We start from the raw sequence: 17,368 nt of genomic DNA on the forward strand, positions 1-17,368 counted from the left end.
CGAGGAGGCACACGACTAACATGATTATTTTTCCAAATCTAGAAAATACTTACGATCCTGATCTTCTTTCATCCAGGTTTCTTTATCATCAAAACTGAATACGGTAACCACGGTCAGCTCGCTCGGTATTTTAAAGGGTGCAAGATCCGCAGCCGTTATTTTCCACGTGATGGTGTCCCCCATATTAGCCTCTGTTGCCTCTAGGCCCGCTTCAAGCACGAACTCAGCCGCTGGCTGTATACCGCTAACCCCGTGAGCCCAAATGCGAACGTATTGCCCTGGCAATATCCAAAACCACTCAAGCTCAAGTGTGACATCCAGCCCGTCTACCGGGAAATTACCGATGCTTACGCTGGTTGAAGCACAGACCGCGTAAGGTAGGCCACTACTCTGAACCATGTTCATATTGACTGTTAACGTTTTAGAATCAATCCCTTGGTTAGCACTGCCATCCATTATCTGGACCTGGTACTTCACGGTGAAAGAATACCCCATGTTTTGAGGCATGTACGCTTTCAACACGCTGATTAATCTATCAAGTGGCAGTTCAACCCACTCGCTCACATAATACCCGGGCTTACCCTCACGCCCCCATAACACCCTGACTTTCTCACCAGGGTGTATATCTTGCGTTTCAGGTATTACAAATGTAACGCCTTGCCTGGCATTCATCGGATCCAAAATAACTGTATTACCCGTGCCGCTTGCTTCTTTTATTTTGGGTGCAGGAAGATTGCGAGGGGTGAGTGTTGCCTGCACTTGCAGCTCAATATGCTCTGAATCTAGGCTCACGTTACCGGCGCGGTCCTCGATTTGATAATAAGCATAGCGTTTACCGTCACCACTATTTCGAATCATACTCCCTGAGAACGCTAACTGCGGTAACCCCCCAGTAATATCGTCTATCTTCAAGGTAAGTGTATCCACCACTTCAACATCAGTATCTGATGAGGCCCAGTACCAAGTAATCACATCCCCCACCTTCTTTTCGGTGTAGTCAGGGATGGTGGCTAACACTTGATCGTTATTTACTTGATCTGCCAAGTAGGTAGCGGTGAGGCTGTTGGGGGGGCTGACTTCGGGGGGGAAAATCAAGGTGCTGTCGGTTGCTAATTGGGGTTGGGTTTTATCAATGGTGAGGGTGTATGGGTAGGATCGCGCTGGTAAGCCATTGAAGTTAGTCATGATATAACTAAGTTTATGTTCACCATCGAGCAGTTTGTTCGCGCCAATCTCGATAAAGTAATCATCCACCGCTATAGGCAAGGACCACGTTCTGGATTCGATAATATTATCTTCGTCATCATCCAAAAATATATCAACCCGCTCGGTGCCCGAATCATGCGGAAACTCATACCATGCTTTGAACACAACCCTCAAAGGGTTGTTTACATCACTCCACGCAGAACAATGTAATAAGTTAGTCTCACCATCCGGTATATCCGTTAAAGGCTCAGGATGAGTCCAGGGCGCTTCCATTGTAAGAGGCAATTGGTTTAGTTTTGCAGATGACATTTTTATATTCTCCGTAAACAAAGCATGCCCGTTGTGGGCATAGAGTCCCCTTATTCCCTAAGTACTTACAACAAAATGCCGGAGCCTACTCCGGCATTTTGGCCTTGGCGCCCAGTACTACCAGAGGTAGCGCAGGCCTACGTTGGCGCCCCATGGCTGTTCGATCTTGTCACCATTGCTGTAATCGAAATCGGCGTGCAGCGAGACCTTATCGGTCACCGTCATGGCCACGCCAGCCCCCAACTCCCCACGAGATCCCGAGAGGTCGTTATTGAAGGTGTAATCGTTAACTTCAACTTTGTTGTTATTAGCAAACTCATGTACATACGCAGCACGCAGGTAAGGCTGTAGTGTTTTACCTTCGCCGAAGTTGAAGTTTCGCCCCACCGTAGCACCAGCCTTGGCCAGTAACGAATGCGTGCGGCTGCCATCAGCGGCCAAACCATTGTCTAGGTCGTAGTCTTTGCCTTGAATTACAACACCGGACACTTGTGCATAGGGTTCAACGAAGTAATCGTCGGCCAACTTGATATGGCGACCGAACTCCAGAGAGGCCCCCGTACCATAGTTGTTGTATTGACCCTTGGTCTTATCACCACCGGTCAGTTCAACGTCCGACGCGTTCTGAAAGCGGTTGAGCTTGAGCACACCGTCAAAGTAATAACCGCTCTGCTCGTCCAGCCAAGTGGTGTAAGCACCCACGTAATAACTATTGACGGTGCCGCTAGTGCCCCGGCTCAAGTCTAGGTCAGATTTGCTGTAACCACCCAGCACACCCACTAACCACTGACCGTCACCCAACGGCAAAGGCGCATCTGCACCAAACGACAGACCTTGTTGCACTTGCTGATAAGCCACACCAGAACTGGCACTCACATCGAACTTGTTGCCGTAAGCACGTATCCAGCCACCGGTTTTGTCCGCATTCGTGCGCAGCTCACCCATGCGGCTACGCAACGTGCTCAGTTCGCCGTACCACACCGTAGGCGCGGTATTAAACAAGGCCAGTACCGAGCGCGTGCCAGGGCTGATCACCTTGCTACTGGTGTCCAAAAACCAGTCTTGCTGATTACCAGCGTGCTGGACCAAATCGTAGTCGAAAGCCCCCAGACTGACGCCACCGCCCACCAAACCAAAAGAGGCATTGCCTGAAGCAATATGCACCACTGGCGTCGACCCCACGGCCACGGGTTCTGTGCCCATGCTGTCAAGCTTGATCGAATGATTGCCGGTCGCAGTGCCGGTCACCGTCAAGGTATTAACCAGGCCTTGGGTGAAGTCGTTGTACATATAGAAAGTGCCGCCGGCACCAGACAAGTTTTCCACCGTTAGCGTGTAGAACTCTCCCGGTTTGCCGAACTGCACACCGCCCCCATCGAGTGAGAGATTCTGAACACTCCCGTTGCCCTCCATCACCCAGCGGGCATTACTGTTAACGCCCAGACTCTGTACATTTTCCAGATGCCCGGTCAGTGTCGCAGAATCTTCCAGCACCACATTGGCGACACTCGTACCGTCCGCGATGATGTCGCCAGCTAGCTGGGTGTTACTACCCCCAACACGCAAGTTACCCTCCGCCCCATTGCGAACGTCCATCAACACACCATTGCTGGCGGACAACTCGGAGCCATTGAGCACTGCAATATTGGCCTTGACGGGGCCTTGAGCCAAGGTATCGACCACGATGGCAGAGCCGTTGAGACCCACAACCTTGGTATCGTCCAAGATCAGCGTAGCGTCCGAATTATTCCTATTACCCCCGATTTGAATCCCGTCCCCGTTTCCGGTAATGGTACTTCCAATGGCCGTTACTGTGCCGGAAGCGATTCTCAGACCGCGAGCGGTGACGCCAGTACCCGTAACAGTCGACCTCACTAGCGTTAACTCACTCGCTCCACTGACTACTCCTCCAGTCATACCACCGCTAATTGAGCTGTCACTAACCGTCGCAGAGCCGCTTGCCCCAGTAGGCTCAGATCCTAGCGCCAAGCCGAACCGATCACTATTGATAGCGCTACTGTTGATATCCGCCCTACCTCCAAAGAGCTCAACGCCATTGGCGCCCACCGCTTGTACGCTGCTGTTCGTAAGATTCAAGGTGGCATTATTAACCTGAATATCGCGAGTGTTTGCCCCATTGGCATTCAACGTTGATGGTCCGTTCAACACGTAATTATCAAGTGCATTACTGCCATCGATATCTTTGACATTACCAGGGCCGACATAAACTGTCGCATACCCCACTTGGGTAAACATCATCAAAGGTGCAATGCTGAGCAACGCTAATGCCTTAAATAAAGGATGTAACTTCAAGGGATTGGCTTTAGGCATTTAAAGTACTCTCTGATAGTGAAGACTGAAAAGTCGTAGAGGCTACAGGCCGCAGACGAGATGAGTCTGTAGGGCTTTTCCGAATCCAAAGACAGAAATTAGGCAGTCCGTGAAAGTAGGGGCTTTGCTCCCCCTACCTTCTATGAGTACTATCCTAATAAATAAGTGATCAAGGATTAGGTGGTGGGGGAAGGGTGCAAGTCCCTCCGCCCTGAGCTAACGATATCGCGGTATTAGTAGGCTTGGATTGGCCGGTTTTACCGGTGATGCTATATATCACTTCGCCTTTGCCTATCTGGGCGCTGGACAGCCATGTTGGTAAAAGATGAACATCGTAAGGTTCAACGAGCCAGACAATTCCGTTGGTCGCCAGCTCCTCAGAAATATTCGTAAATGTTTCCGTCTTTACTGAACTGTCTACCTTCTGCGGATTATTGAAGTCTGTATAGCCCGTCCAAGTGACTACAACTTCATCACCGGCATTCAAGAATGCGCTGGGTGGAATTTTGTATTCGACACCAAATTTAGTACCATCGCTACTCCAACGCAGTGAACTACAGGTCAAGCGGTTAATCGGAGCAACGAGATGCAGAGCTTCAGCCTCCATGTACTCAATCACCAGAAAACTCACATCCACATCGGTACGATCTTTAGGTTCTTGTGGGTTTGAATGCGCAGTATTTGTGAGCAAATACCAGACCGGCATTGCGGCGTCAGAACCCTGAAGACGAATGTCGTCCCAGTCAAGCTTAATATCGATGTCATCCCCTGCAACTTCAGTTGTAATTACATAGGGGGCACCTATTGCCGTACCGTTCCATATCACTTGATAGGTATCATCAGCTACCACGGGATCTACCAATTTGATCTTGGCAAATACATCTTTATTTTCATCTGATGCAACTAATTTATTCTCAACGCCAGACTCACCAATCACCCTAACAAGTTCCAAATTAGGGTTAACTGGATCAGGATTAGGATTTGTCGGGCCAGCACCGGAAAAGTTGCATTTGACCGTTGTATCCGGAGCGTTAAAAGGCTCTACACCACGTCTCACGGAATAAGAAACAACGGTATCTACTGGGCCCACCGCAGTATCAGTGTACTGCTCCCAAAGAATGGACCAAGGAACTAAAATATTGAACCCGCTTGGCGGATTACTACCAACCGGCATACCAGGTGTTACTTCATGATCCTTCCATTTAACAACAATAGTGTCGGTTTCCTTGCCATTTGTCACCTGAGGTACGTTAACGATAACGTGCCCGTCAATAATGTCCGAACGAAGCAGATCACTGCCATTGGTAGGGTCTATCACCGTGAGTGGTATCAATGATGTAGGTAAATTACCCAGCGCGACCGACATAAGTTCGTACTCGGACGGGTAACTGATGTTACCCGCTTTGTCGACCAACACGTAACCTCCACAGCACAGCCCATCACCAGCTGCATAGATGTTATCTTTGGGGATCTGCACCGTACCACCGGGGGTAATAGGTACCGGACCGATTAGCGTTGTTGGATCAGGAGTGGGCGGAAGTTCACCTTTGAACCAGCCAAAAAAGACTGTTACATCCGCTGTATCTTCATCCTCCCAAGCCGGAATTGTTGCTTCAAGGTAATCATTCGTCGAAAAAGTTGCATCAGTGATCGGGGGTGTGAAACTGAATCCCATCTTTTCGGGAGCGTCAGTACCATTGGGTCCCACCTTATCAATATGAATGAGAACAAGATCTGACAACGCGATCTCAAGGTTAAAGTTCGTATGTTCGTACCTCAGGTAGAAATCACCCTCGTTCTCGGTCGCCAGCAAAAATGCACTAGGGATAACGAAAGTGAGTGGCACCCACGTCCCCCCCCCGGCCAAGGTTTTTTCATCAAACTGAGCCCACTCCGTACTGCCTACATCCCGTGACCATTGCAGCCGATAATAATCTGTCTCGCCGCTTGGTGGTTCGTTATCCACCCCAACAGCCATTGTGATGGTTAAATCTGCATCCAGTTTTTCTCTAAGAATTAGCCCCTCCGGCAAACCAGCTTCTATTAAGCCAGAAACATCCGGTTTTGGGACAATAGCCGGCGCCAACTCAACCGATACGCCCTTATTAGAACTAAACCCCTGATCTTTCTTATCTGAACCCGCCATGTTGTCGCACTCCGTGTTCACTGCATGCGGCCAGGAATGTTCCATGGCGCTTGAGTTAAAAAAGTAGACCGTTGTCCGGCGAGCACTGCATGTGCCTCAACGTACTGCGGTTTAACCCATTTAGCGCTTATTTAAACAATCGCGAAACTGTCAGACTTGACAGGTGTTTATACATACAGCCCACTCCCCTCAGACCTCGCAAATCAGTCATTTCGTACGAAACATCCCTTTCAATCATACGAATTTTCCGAGAAAATCCCGCGCGCTTGCGCCAGCTCACTTCGAGGGCTAGTCTCGGCCCATCGCTGCACATTCAGCGATCGGGTTTAGTAGCCCAGATGCCATCTGGCGCATAAGCGCCACCTTTAGCGAGGCGCTTTTTTTCGGCCGCAGCTTTATGGTGGCCGTGCGCAGGGCGCCCTCGTGGCGCGCCGGGTTCCAGATGCACCGGTCTACTAACCTGCGTACGGCTGCCACCTATTCGTTTAGTAGCGACACGTGGCAGCTCCTTTACATGCATCTGGAGTTGACCATGAAAAAGATTGTTCCTGACCCGCCTGCCATACCTGTGCTAGATACTGCGCAGTACGAAACTTCGTTGCTGGACCGTGCCGCCGCTGATCGTGCCCTCGACTACTACCTACCCGGCCCTAAGCCAGCTCGCCCGGTGGCGGCAGCCACGTACGAGATCCCCGACAGTGTCAATTTAGAAGCGGCTTTGGCCCAGGCGTCTGACTTGTTGCGCTGTGCGGGCGCTTCGGCGAATGAGGTGGGGAATGGCATGCCCGGCGCAGCGCGCGACTTGGTATTGTCGATCGGGCATTTAGTAGAGCTGGCCAAAGCCTATGTCGACAAATCGCTAGATAACCTGACAACGCACTGACGCCGCACGCGCCTGAGTGCAAGCAGGCGCGTTTACCGAATTTGTAGCCGTTGGATGTTCGACCTATTGGCTACTGGTTGAGCGCCACGTCCATCAGTTGATACTTGGAATAGCGACTGATATTACCCGCCTTGTCGATCAGCACGTAGATACCACAGCAGCGACCATTGCCAGCCGCTATCACCTGCGCTTTCGGGATTCGTACCGTGCCATACGGGGTAATGGGGAACGGGCCTATCTGAACAACGTCCCCCGGGCCTTCGGGCAGTTCGGCTTTCAACCAAGCAAACTTCACTTGAACATCCACTTGATCCCCCGCCCAAGGAGGAATTCGCGCTTCTAGATAATCATGTTCACCAAACGTAGCGTCGGTGATGGGCGATGAGAAATCGAACACCATTCTTTCAGGGGCAAATGCACCATTGGGTGGAACTTTGTCGATATGGATGCGAACGCTTGGTGATATGGAATCATTACCTGCCCAGTGCAAGTGTTCGTACCTCAATTCAAAAGCACCTTCGTTTTCAGCGGACACCAAAAAAGTACTGGGGATTGTGAAGTCCTGCGGCTTCCAGCCCTCCGGCTCCCCTACAACCACCCGCTCATCGAGCGTCGTCCACTCATCGCTGTTCTTACGTGCATATTGGAGTCGAATCTGGTCAACCTCTCCAACTGGGGGTGGGACCAAGCTCTCGATTGTTACAATCAAACCTGATTCAAGTCTTGCCCTCGGAATAAGCCCCACCGGCTCACCCGGCAAGACGAAATCCGACACGTCCGGACTTGGAAAGTCTAGCGGCGTAGCTCCACCAGAAGCGCTCTTCTCAGCGGTTAACGTTCGACCTTTTTTATCTGCACACTTCATGTTGCGCTCTCCTTGTTCACATCGTGCCGCCTAGTCTTTGCCAAAACGGCGCTGCGGGAATAGCAGAGCGATGGTTACCACGTGGCTAAACGCTTCCATTCGCTCTGAACGGGAGCAGTAAGCGCTTATTTGCAACCACGCGAAACTGTCAAAGTTGACAGGTACACCTCGCGTCAATTTAGAAGCGGCTTTGGCCCAGGCGTCTGACTTGTTGCGCTGTGCGGGCGCTTCGGCGAATGAGGTGGGGAATGGCATGCCCGGCGCAGCGCGCGACTTGGTGTTGTCGATAGGGCATTTAGTAGAGTTGGACAAAGCCTATGTCGACTAATCGCTAGACGGCCTGACAACGCACTGACGCCGCACGCGCTTGAGTGCAAGCAGGCGCGTGACCCAAAATCAGCTGTAGGAGCCACAACAACTTGCTCGCGATCTGTTAAAGATCAAAAGATCGCAGCCTGCGGCAGCTCCTACGCGGTCATTCGTTAGCAGGGAAAGCGTTACGGGCGGCGTTTTGGGTAGAGCTTTGGCTCACCCGGCGGCCGGGTTTTGAAGCGCCGATGCGCCCACAGGTATTGCTCGGGGCATTCACCTATCGCCCGCTCGACCCATTGGTTGATACGCAGGCAGTCGGCCTCATCGCTTGCGCCGGGGAAGTCCGTCAAAGGCGGATGAATCACCAACTTATAACCACTGCCATCGGCCAGTCGTTGTTGAGTAAAGGGCACAACCCGCGCTTTGCCCAGCTTGGCGAACTTGCTCGTGGCCGTGACGGTGGCCGCTTGGATACCGAACAAGGGCACAAAAATACTTTGCTTGGCGCCGTAGTCCTGGTCGGGCGCGTACCAGATCGCCCTCCCGGCGCGCAGCAGCTTGAGCATGCCGCGCACGTCATCGCGCTCTACCGCCAACGAATCAAGGTTGTGCCGCTCACGGCCACGGCGCTGAATAAAGTCGAACAACGGGTTTTTGTGTTCGCGGTACATACCATCAATGGTGTGCTGCTGACCGAGCAAAGCGGCGCCGATTTCCAGCGTGGTGAAGTGAAACGCCATCAGGATCACGCCTTGGCCTTCGCGCTGCGCTTGCTGTAGATGCTCTAAGCCTTCGACATGGGCCAGTTTGGCCAGCCGCGGTTTGGACCACCACCAGCTCATGGCCATTTCAAAAAATGCGATACCGGTTGAGGCGAAGTTTTCTTTGAGCAGCCGTTTGCGCTCAGTGGCGGTTTTTTCAGGGAAGCACAGTTCAAGGTTGCGCGCTGCAATCCGTCGCCGCTCACCCGCCACCCGGTACATCAAGGCACCCAGTAAACGGCCAACCCCTAGCTGCACTTTATAAGGCAGTTGAACCACCAGCCACAGCACGCCTAGCCCTAGCCACAGCAGCCAAAAGCGCGGATGAAAAAAAGCAGCACGAAAATGCGGGCGATCCATTAATGATTCCGGACAGACACAAGGGCCGGGCATTCTACATCGTTAGACCCGGCTTGCGGCTCGCGGGCGATCTCGTTATAAGTCTCTGCACTTTAAGTGACAAGCCGCGTTAACCGACCATGACCCAAACCGAATCGCAAGACCAAGCCCCAGTGTTTCAGCTTAAGGGCAGTATGCTCGCCATCACGGTGCTGGAACTGGCCCATAACAACCTTCAAGCCCTTGATCGCCAACTCGCCGCCAAAGTCGCATTGGCGCCCAATTTTTTTAGCAACACCCCCTTGGTGCTGGCGCTGGACAAGCTGCCGGCCGGTAGCGGGGCTATCGACTTGCCGGGCCTGATGCGCGTGTGTCGCCAACACGGCCTGCGCACCTTGGCCATTCGCGCCAACCGTATCGAAGACATTGCCGCAGCCATCGCCATCGACCTGCCCGTATTGCCGCCGTCAGGTGCGCGCGAGCGGCCGATTGAACCGCCTGTAGAAGTGGTGGTAGAACCGAAAAAGCCCGAGAAGCCAGCCGAGCCAACAATCAAACCAACCCGTATTATCACCAGCCCGGTGCGTGGTGGCCAAACGGTGTATGCCGAGGGTTGTGACTTGGTTGTCATCGCTTCAGTAAGCCCCGGTGCGGAACTTATGGCCGATGGCAACATCCATGTTTACGGCCCAATGCGAGGTCGAGCACTGGCTGGGCATAAGGGGAATACCCGAGCACGAATTTTTTGCCAGCAACTGAGCGCCGAACTGGTGTCCATTGCGGGCGTGTACAAAGTGTCTGAAGACCTGCGGCGCGATCCTTTATGGGGCGCTGGGGTTCAAATCAGTCTGTCAAGTGACATGTTGAACATCACCCGTCTTTAACGGATACTCTCGCCATTTTTCCAACCATCTCAACTGCGTAGAGAAAACAGACTAACCTTGGTAGGAGATTAACAATCAGCCAGCGTTTACGCTTTGTAAGCTTGGCCTGGAGGATGCCTACCAAGACTGTTCACCTGCTGTCGTTTATTTAGAGATGTTATTCAGGGACTAAAAAGTCCTTTTTCCTTAGGGGTGAAGCACCTTGGCCAAGATTTTAGTGGTTACATCCGGCAAGGGTGGTGTGGGTAAGACCACCACCAGCGCCGCTATCGGTACCGGCCTTGCACTGCGCGGCCACAAAACCGTTATCGTCGACTTCGACGTTGGCTTGCGTAATCTCGATCTGATCATGGGCTGCGAGCGTCGCGTGGTGTATGACTTCGTGAACGTGGTTAATGGCGAAGCCAATCTGCAACAGGCGCTGATCAAAGATAAACGCCTAGAAAACCTGTACGTGCTGGCGGCCAGCCAGACCCGTGACAAAGACGCGCTCACTAAAGAAGGCGTCGAAAAAGTTCTGATGGAACTCAAAGAAACTTTCGAGTACGTGGTGTGCGACTCCCCGGCAGGCATCGAGACAGGCGCTCACTTGGCCATGTACTTCGCCGATGAGGCGATTGTCGTGACCAACCCGGAAGTGTCCTCAGTGCGTGACTCGGACCGTATGCTGGGCCTGTTGGCCAGCAAGTCGCGCCGCGCCGAGCTGAACCAAGACCCGATCAAAGAACACTTGCTGCTGACCCGTTACAACCCGGATCGCGTCAGCAAGGGTGAAATGTTGGGCGTTGAAGACGTTAAAGAAATCTTGGCCGTTGCGCTGCTGGGTGTGATCCCAGAATCCCAAGCAGTGCTCAAGGCCTCTAACCAAGGCGTGCCGGTGATCCTCGATGACCAAAGTGACGCGGGTCAGGCGTATAGCGATGCGGTTGATCGCTTGCTGGGCAAAACTGTGGAGCATCGGTTCCTCGATGTACAGAAGAAGGGATTCTTCGAGCGCCTGTTTGGAGGCAACTAAACAATGAGCATTTTTGACTTCTTTCGTACCCGCAAAACGCCCACTACCGCGTCGGTCGCGAAAGAGCGTCTACAGATCATCGTGGCGCACGAACGCGGCCAACGCAGCACCCCGGACTACCTGCCAGCCCTGCAAAAAGAGCTGGTTGAGGTAATCCGTAAATACGTGAACATTGGCGACGATCAAGTGCAGATCGCCCTTGAAAACGAGGGTAGCTGCTCGATTCTGGAACTCAACATCACATTGCCAGACCGTTAATCGTTCCGGCTACTACCACGGCGGCTTGGAGGTTTCTCTGCACAGAGGAGTCTCCAAGTCGCCGTTGGCGTTTGTTAAGAGGCTGTTTTAATGCCGTTGTCGAACATTCACATCATCCATCAGGACGCGGGCGTTCTGGTTGTCAATAAACCGACCTTGCTGCTGTCTGTGCCGGGCCGCGCCGAAGACAATAAAGACTGTCTGATTACCCGCCTGCAAGAAAACGGCTACCCCGAGGCGCGCATTGTTCACCGGCTAGACTGGGAAACGTCCGGGATCATTCTGCTGGCGCGGGATGCGGATACACACCGCGAGTTGTCACGCCAGTTCCATGACCGCGAAACCGAAAAAGCCTACACAGCATTGGCTTGGGGCCAACCTGCGCTAGACAGTGGCAGCATCGACTTACCCTTGCGCTACGACCCACCGACCAAGCCCCGGCATGTGGTCGATCACGAGTTTGGCAAAAACGCACTGACCTACTGGAAAGTGCTAGAGCGCTGCGGTGATTACTGCCGAGTCGAACTGACGCCGATTACCGGGCGTTCGCACCAACTGCGAGTGCACATGCTGTCCATCGGCCACCCGCTGTTGGGTGACGGCCTATACGCCCATGAACAGGCGCTGGCAGCCTACCCACGCCTATGCCTGCACGCCAGCATGTTGAGCTTCACCCACCCGCAAACCGGTGAGCGCCTGCGTTTTGAGTGCCCGGCCCCGTTTTAACTAAACCTCCCTGTAGGAGCGAGCTCGTCTCGCGATCATTTAAAAGATCGCAGCCTGCGGCAGCTCCTTGAGGGGTGTAGGTTTTGACTGACCAATTTTTGTAACCAATGCGCTAAACTCGCGGCCTTGCTGTCTGGAGTAACTTATGCGCGAAGAGTTGAACCAAGGCCTGATCGACTTTCTCAAGGCCTCCCCTACCCCGTTTCATGCCACCGCCAGCCTTGTTCAGCGCCTGGAAGCGGCCGGTTACCAACGCCTCGATGAGCGCGATACGTGGTACACCGAAGCCAACGGTCGCTACTACGTCACCCGCAATGACTCCTCTATTGTTGCCGTTAAGCTGGGCCGTCATTCGCCTCTGCAAGGCGGTATTCGCATGGTCGGCGCACATACAGACAGCCCCTGCCTGCGGGTCAAGCCTCAGCCTGAACTGCAACGCCAAGGCTTTTGGCAATTGGGCGTGGAAGTGTATGGCGGCGCTTTGTTGGCTCCCTGGTTTGATCGCGATCTGTCGCTCGCAGGGCGTGTGACCTTTCGCCGTGATGGCAAGGTCGAGAGCCAACTGATCGACTTCCGGGCGCCCATCGCGACCATCCCGAATCTGGCTATCCACCTCAATCGCACCGCTAACGAAGGCTGGGCAATTAACCCGCAAACCGAGCTGCCACCGATTCTGGCTCAGGTCGCGGGCGATGAGCGCGTGGATTTTCGCGCCCTTCTCACCGATCAACTGGCCCGCGAACACGGTCTGAACGCCGACGTGGTGCTCGACTATGAGTTGAGCTTCTACGACACCCAAAGTGCGGCGGTGATTGGCCTGAACGGTGACTTCATTGCCGGGGCGCGCCTCGACAACCTGCTGTCGTGCTACGCCGGCCTGCAAGCGTTGCTCAACACTGACACCGACGAAACCTGCTTGTTCGTGGCCAATGACCACGAAGAAGTGGGCTCGTGCTCGGCCTGCGGCGCCGATGGCCCGATGCTGGAGCAAATCCTTCAGCGCCTGTTGCCCGAAGGCGACGAGTTCGTACGTACGATCCAAAAGTCGCTATTGGTGTCGGCCGACAACGCACACGGCGTGCACCCCAACTACGCCGATAAGCACGACGCCAACCACGGCCCTAAACTCAATGCTGGGCCGGTGATCAAGGTCAACAGCAATCAGCGTTACGCCACCAACAGCGAAACCGCGGGCTTCTTCCGCCATTTGTGCATGGCGGTTGAAGTGCCGGTGCAAAGCTTTGTGGTACGCAGTGATATGGGCTGCGGCTCGACCATTGGCCCGATTACCGCCAGCCACTTGGGCGTTCGTACGGTAGACATCGGCCTGCCGACCTTTGCCATGCACTCCATACGCGAGTTGGCGGGTAGCCACGACTTGGCGCATCTGGTGAAAGTACTGAGCGCGTTCTACGCCAGCCAGCAACTGCCGTAGGCAAACCACCCAAATGTCGTAAACGCTAATATCCCGTAGGAGCTGCCGAGGAACGACGGCTGCGATCTCTTAAAAGATCGCAGCCTGCGGCAGCTCCTACAGGCGGTCGCCACCCAAATGCCGTAAACGCTGATATCCCGTAGGAGCTGCCGAGGTACGACGGCTGCGATCTCTTAAAAGATCGCAGCCTGCGGCAGCTCCTACAGGCGGTCGCCACCCAACTACCGTAAACGCTAATATCCCGTAGGAGCTGCCGAGGTACGACGGCTGCGATCTTTTGTAGGTTGGTCTCGCCATGCCGGGCTCATTTTTGATACACATCACCCCATTTCTGCGCAAAGAGACCTAAACTTAGGGCATTAATTCCTTAAGGTTCAGAACATGCCCGAAATATCTGACTTCAATTCCATGTTGATTCCCATTGTGTGCGGCATGTTGCTGCTGACCATTGGCTTCACCTTTCGCGACAGTAAACCGGGCGTCTTATCCATTTGGTTCGGGATGCTGCTGATTTTCGGCACGATCATTTTTAAAATTCTCGCCAAACTGAATCAATAAACGTCAGCTTTTTGCACCGTGTCCGCGATCACTTGTTTTATGTATGACAAAAAATGAATGATCGCGAGGCCTCGCGTACACTCGACGCATGCGTACTTGCCGAGGTTGATCACCTAGTGTTTTTTCGTCTTTTTAAACAGCCCTACTTTCTGCTGATTTGCCTGCTGACCTTATTACCCTTGAGTTCAGCTCAGGCCGTGGGTATCACCAGCCTGCTTCCCAGTTCGGATAAAACCCAGACTCAACCCACCGAGCCCTTAGGCCAGTCGTTGGACGAGGTGATTAAAAGCCTAGAAAACGACCAGCAACGCAGCAAGTTGTTGGCCGACCTTAAAAAGCTTCGCGATGCGACCAAAAAAGCTCAACCCGAAGCCGAAGTCGGTGTTTTGGGCTTGATTGGCAGCACCCTCTCCGACCTCGAAAAGCAGTTCTCGGGCACTGACAGCCCCACCTCGCGCTGGGCCGAAGAAATCGGTCAGGCCAAGGATGAGCTGGTAGCGTTAATGCTGCCTGCCAAGGAGTGGGTGCCGATCATTTTTGCCTTCGCGCTCATCATCATGGTCTGGAGCCTATTAGCCGCGCTGCTGATTTGGGTCAGCCACCGCGTACGGGTGCGCTTTGGTTTGAGTGAAGAGTTGCCACAACACCCCAAAGCGGTCGACATGCTGCGCTTTGCCTTACGCAAACTCGGCCCGTGGCTGGTGGCGCTGGTGATCACGGTGTACATGAGCTACGCGTTGCCGTCATCGCTGGGCAAAGATTTGGCCATGGTATTGGCCTACGCCTTGGTGATCGGCACCTGCTTCTCGGCCACCTGCGTCATATTGTTTTCGTTGCTGGACGGCCCGCACCGTCATCGCGCCTTACACATTCTGCGGCATCAAGCGTTTCGTCCGCTGTGGTGGATCGGCAGCTTTGCCGCTTTCGGTGAAGCCCTCAGCGACCCGCGAATGGTCGCCTCATTGGGCGTACACCTGGCCCACACCGCGGCCACCTTTGCCAACGTGATGGCGGCACTGTCGACAGGGTTGTTCATCATCCGCTTCCGTCGCCCCATCGCTCATCTAATCCGTAACCAGCCTTTGTCGCGCCGCCTCACTCGCCGCGCGTTGAGCGATAGCATTGAGACGCTCGGCACCTACTGGTACATCGCCGCTCTGATTTTGGTGGGTATTTCTTTGTTCGCCACCTTCCTGTCGGCAGGCGATACCAGTACGGCTTTACGCCAGTCGCTGATCTGCGCCGTCTTGGTGGTGCTGTGCATGGTGATTAACGGGCAGGTGCGGCGCCATGCGCAAAAACCGCAACGCGGGTCCAAACGTCACGCCCTCTACTCTGAGCGACTCAAGAGTTTCGTTTACACCTTGGTGCATCTGTTGGTGTGGCTGGTGTTTATCGAGCTGGGGCTGCGGGTCTGGGGCCTGTCGTTAATCGGTTTTACCGAAGGTGAAGGCCATGAAATTAGCGTCAAACTGTTCGGCCTGGCGGGTACGTTATTGTTTGCCTGGCTGATCTGGATTTTGGCCGATACGGCCATTCACCATGCGCTGACCCGCTCACGCAAAGGCTTGGCCAACGCCCGCGCACAAACCATGATGCCGCTGATTCGCAACGTGCTGTTCGCGGCTATTTTTATCATCGCGCTGATTGTCGCGCTGGCGAATATGGGCATGAACGTCACGCCACTGCTGGCCGGTGCAGGTGTGATCGGTTTGGCAATTGGTTTTGGTGCTCAGTCGTTGGTAGCAGACCTAATTACCGGTCTGTTCATCATCATTGAAGACTCGCTGGCCATCGACGATTACGTGGATGTGGGCGGGCACCTAGGAACAGTGGAAGGGCTGACGATTCGTACTGTGCGCCTGCGAGACATTGACGGCATCGTGCACACCATTCCGTTCAGCGAAATCAAAAGCATCAAAAACTATTCTCGCGAATTCGGTTACGCGATCTTCCGTGTAGCAGTCCCTTACAACATGGAAATCGACGACGCGATCAAGCTGATGCGTGAGGTGGGGCAAAAAATGCGCACAGACCCGCTGCAACGTCGCAACATCTGGTCGCCATTGGAGATTCAAGGGGTTGAAAGCTTTGAGTCGGGCAGTGCGATTTTACGCGCCCGTTTCAAGACCGCGCCGATCAAACAATGGGAAGTGTCGCGGGCCTTTAACCTGTCGCTCAAACGCAGCTTGGACGAAGCCGGGCTGGATCTGGCCACACCGCGCCTGAACGTACAGGTGATGACGGCAGGCAGCGGGAATTTACAAAAAGAGTAATCACCCCTCTGTAGGAGCGAGCTTGCTCGCGATCTTTTGATCTTTTAAAAAGATCAAAAGATCGCCAGAGTCGTGTTTCAGCGCTCCAGCACCTCCACCCCGACATGGATCGCGTCATGTCGCCAATATTCAATGTCACAGTCGATCAGCCGCTCGTGCTGGTCGTAGTTGATGCGCTCTATCCTCAACCCTGGGCTGCCTGTCGATACCTTGAGCGTTGCCGCCGCTTCGGCAGGCAAGGCGGTTGGGACAATTTCAAACCGTACCCGCCCGTAGTGCAGATCGTAATGCTGGGCATACAACTCGGTGATCGACTGGGTCAGGTCAAATTGCAGGATCTGCGGGAAATATTGCGGGTTCAAGTAATGCTCAACGTACAGCACCAAACGACCATCAATACGCCGCGCTCGACAAATCTGGATCACGCTGGAGAACGCAGGTAACTGCAAGCGTGCGCACACCGCCGCGGAGGCCGGCTGCAAGCGAGCAGCAATCACCTCGGTGGTCGGCACTCGCCCTTGGGCGCTGACCATCGCGTGAAAATGGCTGCGTTGCATGAGGTTATAGGCCAAACGCGGCGGCGAAATGAACCAGCCACGCCGCTCCTCGCGGTACACCACGCCTTGTGCTTCAAGCTGTAGCAACGCTTCGCGAACGGTTATGCGGGTGGTGGCAAACAACTCGCTGAGTTTTCGCTCGGCGGGCAATTGGCTGCCGCACGTCAGCAGGCCGTGTTCGATTTGTTCTTGCAGGGCCAAGCCAATGGCTGTCACCGCTTTGGGCGCACCTTCACGCATCAACGTTACCTATCTGGACTAGTCCAGCACCAAATGTGGGCAGGCTCGGCCTGCAAAACACTCAACTCTTAAAGACGTCAGCCTAGGCAGTCCAGATGACTGTTCGATGACACTGCCTTCTGTTTTAGCCTTCAACGCCATACCCGCCGGGGCTTTGGCAATGGTCTACGCTTAGCTCAAACCTGCCGAGGGGCCAGTGATCGTGCTTGCATAAGCAATGCCGACATTAAAGTGTCATGCAGCGTCCTTAAATTGGCTCAGGTATTG

15 protein-coding genes are annotated in these 17,368 nt (G+C 53.9%); 9 read left to right on the forward strand and 6 right to left on the reverse strand.

Annotated elements, in window-relative coordinates; translation table 11 throughout:
- Window positions 1–24 precede the first annotated feature (24 nt).
- From AQS70_RS17930 to AQS70_RS17940, 3 genes are all read right to left on the reverse strand, one after another.
- Complete coding sequence (locus tag AQS70_RS17930; RefSeq protein ID WP_055104096.1) at window positions 25–1,515, reverse strand: hypothetical protein; 1,491 nt, start codon at window positions 1,513–1,515, stop codon at window positions 25–27.
- Window positions 1,516–1,632: 117 nt separating this feature from the next.
- Window positions 1,633–3,846, reverse strand: a complete 2,214-nt coding sequence (locus AQS70_RS17935; RefSeq protein WP_055104097.1) for an autotransporter outer membrane beta-barrel domain-containing protein — start codon at window positions 3,844–3,846, stop codon at window positions 1,633–1,635.
- A 169-nt stretch (window positions 3,847–4,015) separates the two neighbouring features.
- On the reverse strand, window positions 4,016–5,992 hold the full coding sequence (locus AQS70_RS17940) for a hypothetical protein (RefSeq protein WP_055104098.1): 1,977 nt from the start codon (window positions 5,990–5,992) through the stop codon (window positions 4,016–4,018).
- A gap of 532 nt (window positions 5,993–6,524) precedes the next feature.
- Between AQS70_RS17940 and AQS70_RS17945 the strand changes: the two genes are divergently transcribed.
- A complete protein-coding gene (locus tag AQS70_RS17945) occupies window positions 6,525–6,875 on the forward strand; it encodes a DUF6124 family protein (RefSeq protein WP_055104099.1) in 351 nt (116 codons plus the stop codon).
- Window positions 6,876–6,945: 70 nt separating this feature from the next.
- On the opposite strand, the gene AQS70_RS17950 is transcribed toward AQS70_RS17945, so the two are convergent.
- Window positions 6,946–7,584, reverse strand: coding sequence for a hypothetical protein (locus AQS70_RS17950; protein ID WP_156355202.1), 639 nt, complete (start codon window positions 7,582–7,584; stop codon window positions 6,946–6,948).
- Window positions 7,585–7,894: 310 nt separating this feature from the next.
- Here AQS70_RS17950 and AQS70_RS23415 point away from each other — a divergent pair, with 310 nt between their 5' ends.
- Window positions 7,895–8,068 carry a DUF6124 family protein gene (locus AQS70_RS23415; RefSeq protein ID WP_420912359.1) on the forward strand — a complete coding sequence of 58 codons (174 nt, stop codon included), beginning with the start codon at window positions 7,895–7,897 and terminating at the stop codon, window positions 8,066–8,068.
- A gap of 169 nt (window positions 8,069–8,237) precedes the next feature.
- Here AQS70_RS23415 and AQS70_RS17960 read toward each other — a convergent pair whose 3' ends face one another.
- Window positions 8,238–9,173, reverse strand: a complete 936-nt coding sequence (locus tag AQS70_RS17960) for a lipid A biosynthesis lauroyl acyltransferase (RefSeq protein WP_055104102.1) — start codon at window positions 9,171–9,173, stop codon at window positions 8,238–8,240.
- A 119-nt stretch (window positions 9,174–9,292) separates the two neighbouring features.
- Between AQS70_RS17960 and minC the strand changes: the two genes are divergently transcribed.
- The 7 genes from minC (at window position 9,293) to AQS70_RS17990 (ending at window position 16,304) form a co-directional block, all read left to right on the forward strand.
- Window positions 9,293–10,036, forward strand: coding sequence for a septum site-determining protein MinC (gene minC / locus AQS70_RS17965; RefSeq protein WP_055104103.1), 744 nt, complete (start codon window positions 9,293–9,295; stop codon window positions 10,034–10,036).
- Window positions 10,037–10,238: 202 nt separating this feature from the next.
- Window positions 10,239–11,051, forward strand: a complete 813-nt coding sequence (minD, locus tag AQS70_RS17970) for a septum site-determining protein MinD (RefSeq protein ID WP_019828576.1) — start codon at window positions 10,239–10,241, stop codon at window positions 11,049–11,051.
- Window positions 11,052–11,054: 3 nt separating this feature from the next.
- The gene (minE, locus tag AQS70_RS17975) at window positions 11,055–11,309 is read left to right on the forward strand and encodes a cell division topological specificity factor MinE (protein WP_055104104.1); all 255 of its coding nucleotides are present in this window, start codon (window positions 11,055–11,057) and stop codon (window positions 11,307–11,309) included.
- Between the two features lie 90 nt (window positions 11,310–11,399).
- Window positions 11,400–12,035: an RluA family pseudouridine synthase gene (locus AQS70_RS17980; RefSeq protein WP_055104105.1), complete on the forward strand. Its 636-nt coding sequence runs from the start codon at window positions 11,400–11,402 to the stop codon at window positions 12,033–12,035.
- Between the two features lie 145 nt (window positions 12,036–12,180).
- Window positions 12,181–13,470: a M18 family aminopeptidase gene (locus tag AQS70_RS17985; RefSeq protein ID WP_055104106.1), complete on the forward strand. Its 1,290-nt coding sequence runs from the start codon at window positions 12,181–12,183 to the stop codon at window positions 13,468–13,470.
- A gap of 381 nt (window positions 13,471–13,851) precedes the next feature.
- Window positions 13,852–14,028: a hypothetical protein gene (locus AQS70_RS23875; RefSeq protein ID WP_164488193.1), complete on the forward strand. Its 177-nt coding sequence runs from the start codon at window positions 13,852–13,854 to the stop codon at window positions 14,026–14,028.
- Window positions 14,029–14,144: 116 nt separating this feature from the next.
- Window positions 14,145–16,304: a mechanosensitive ion channel family protein gene (locus tag AQS70_RS17990; RefSeq protein WP_055104127.1), complete on the forward strand. Its 2,160-nt coding sequence runs from the start codon at window positions 14,145–14,147 to the stop codon at window positions 16,302–16,304.
- 77 nt (window positions 16,305–16,381) lie between these two features.
- Here AQS70_RS17990 and phnR read toward each other — a convergent pair whose 3' ends face one another.
- A complete protein-coding gene (phnR, locus tag AQS70_RS17995; RefSeq protein ID WP_055104107.1) occupies window positions 16,382–17,101 on the reverse strand; it encodes a phosphonate utilization transcriptional regulator PhnR in 720 nt (239 codons plus the stop codon).
- Window positions 17,102–17,368: the final 267 nt, after the last annotated feature.

It is taken from the genome of Pseudomonas endophytica, from assembly GCF_001411475.1.
Taxonomy (GTDB): Bacteria; Pseudomonadota; Gammaproteobacteria; order Pseudomonadales; family Pseudomonadaceae; genus Aquipseudomonas; species Aquipseudomonas endophytica.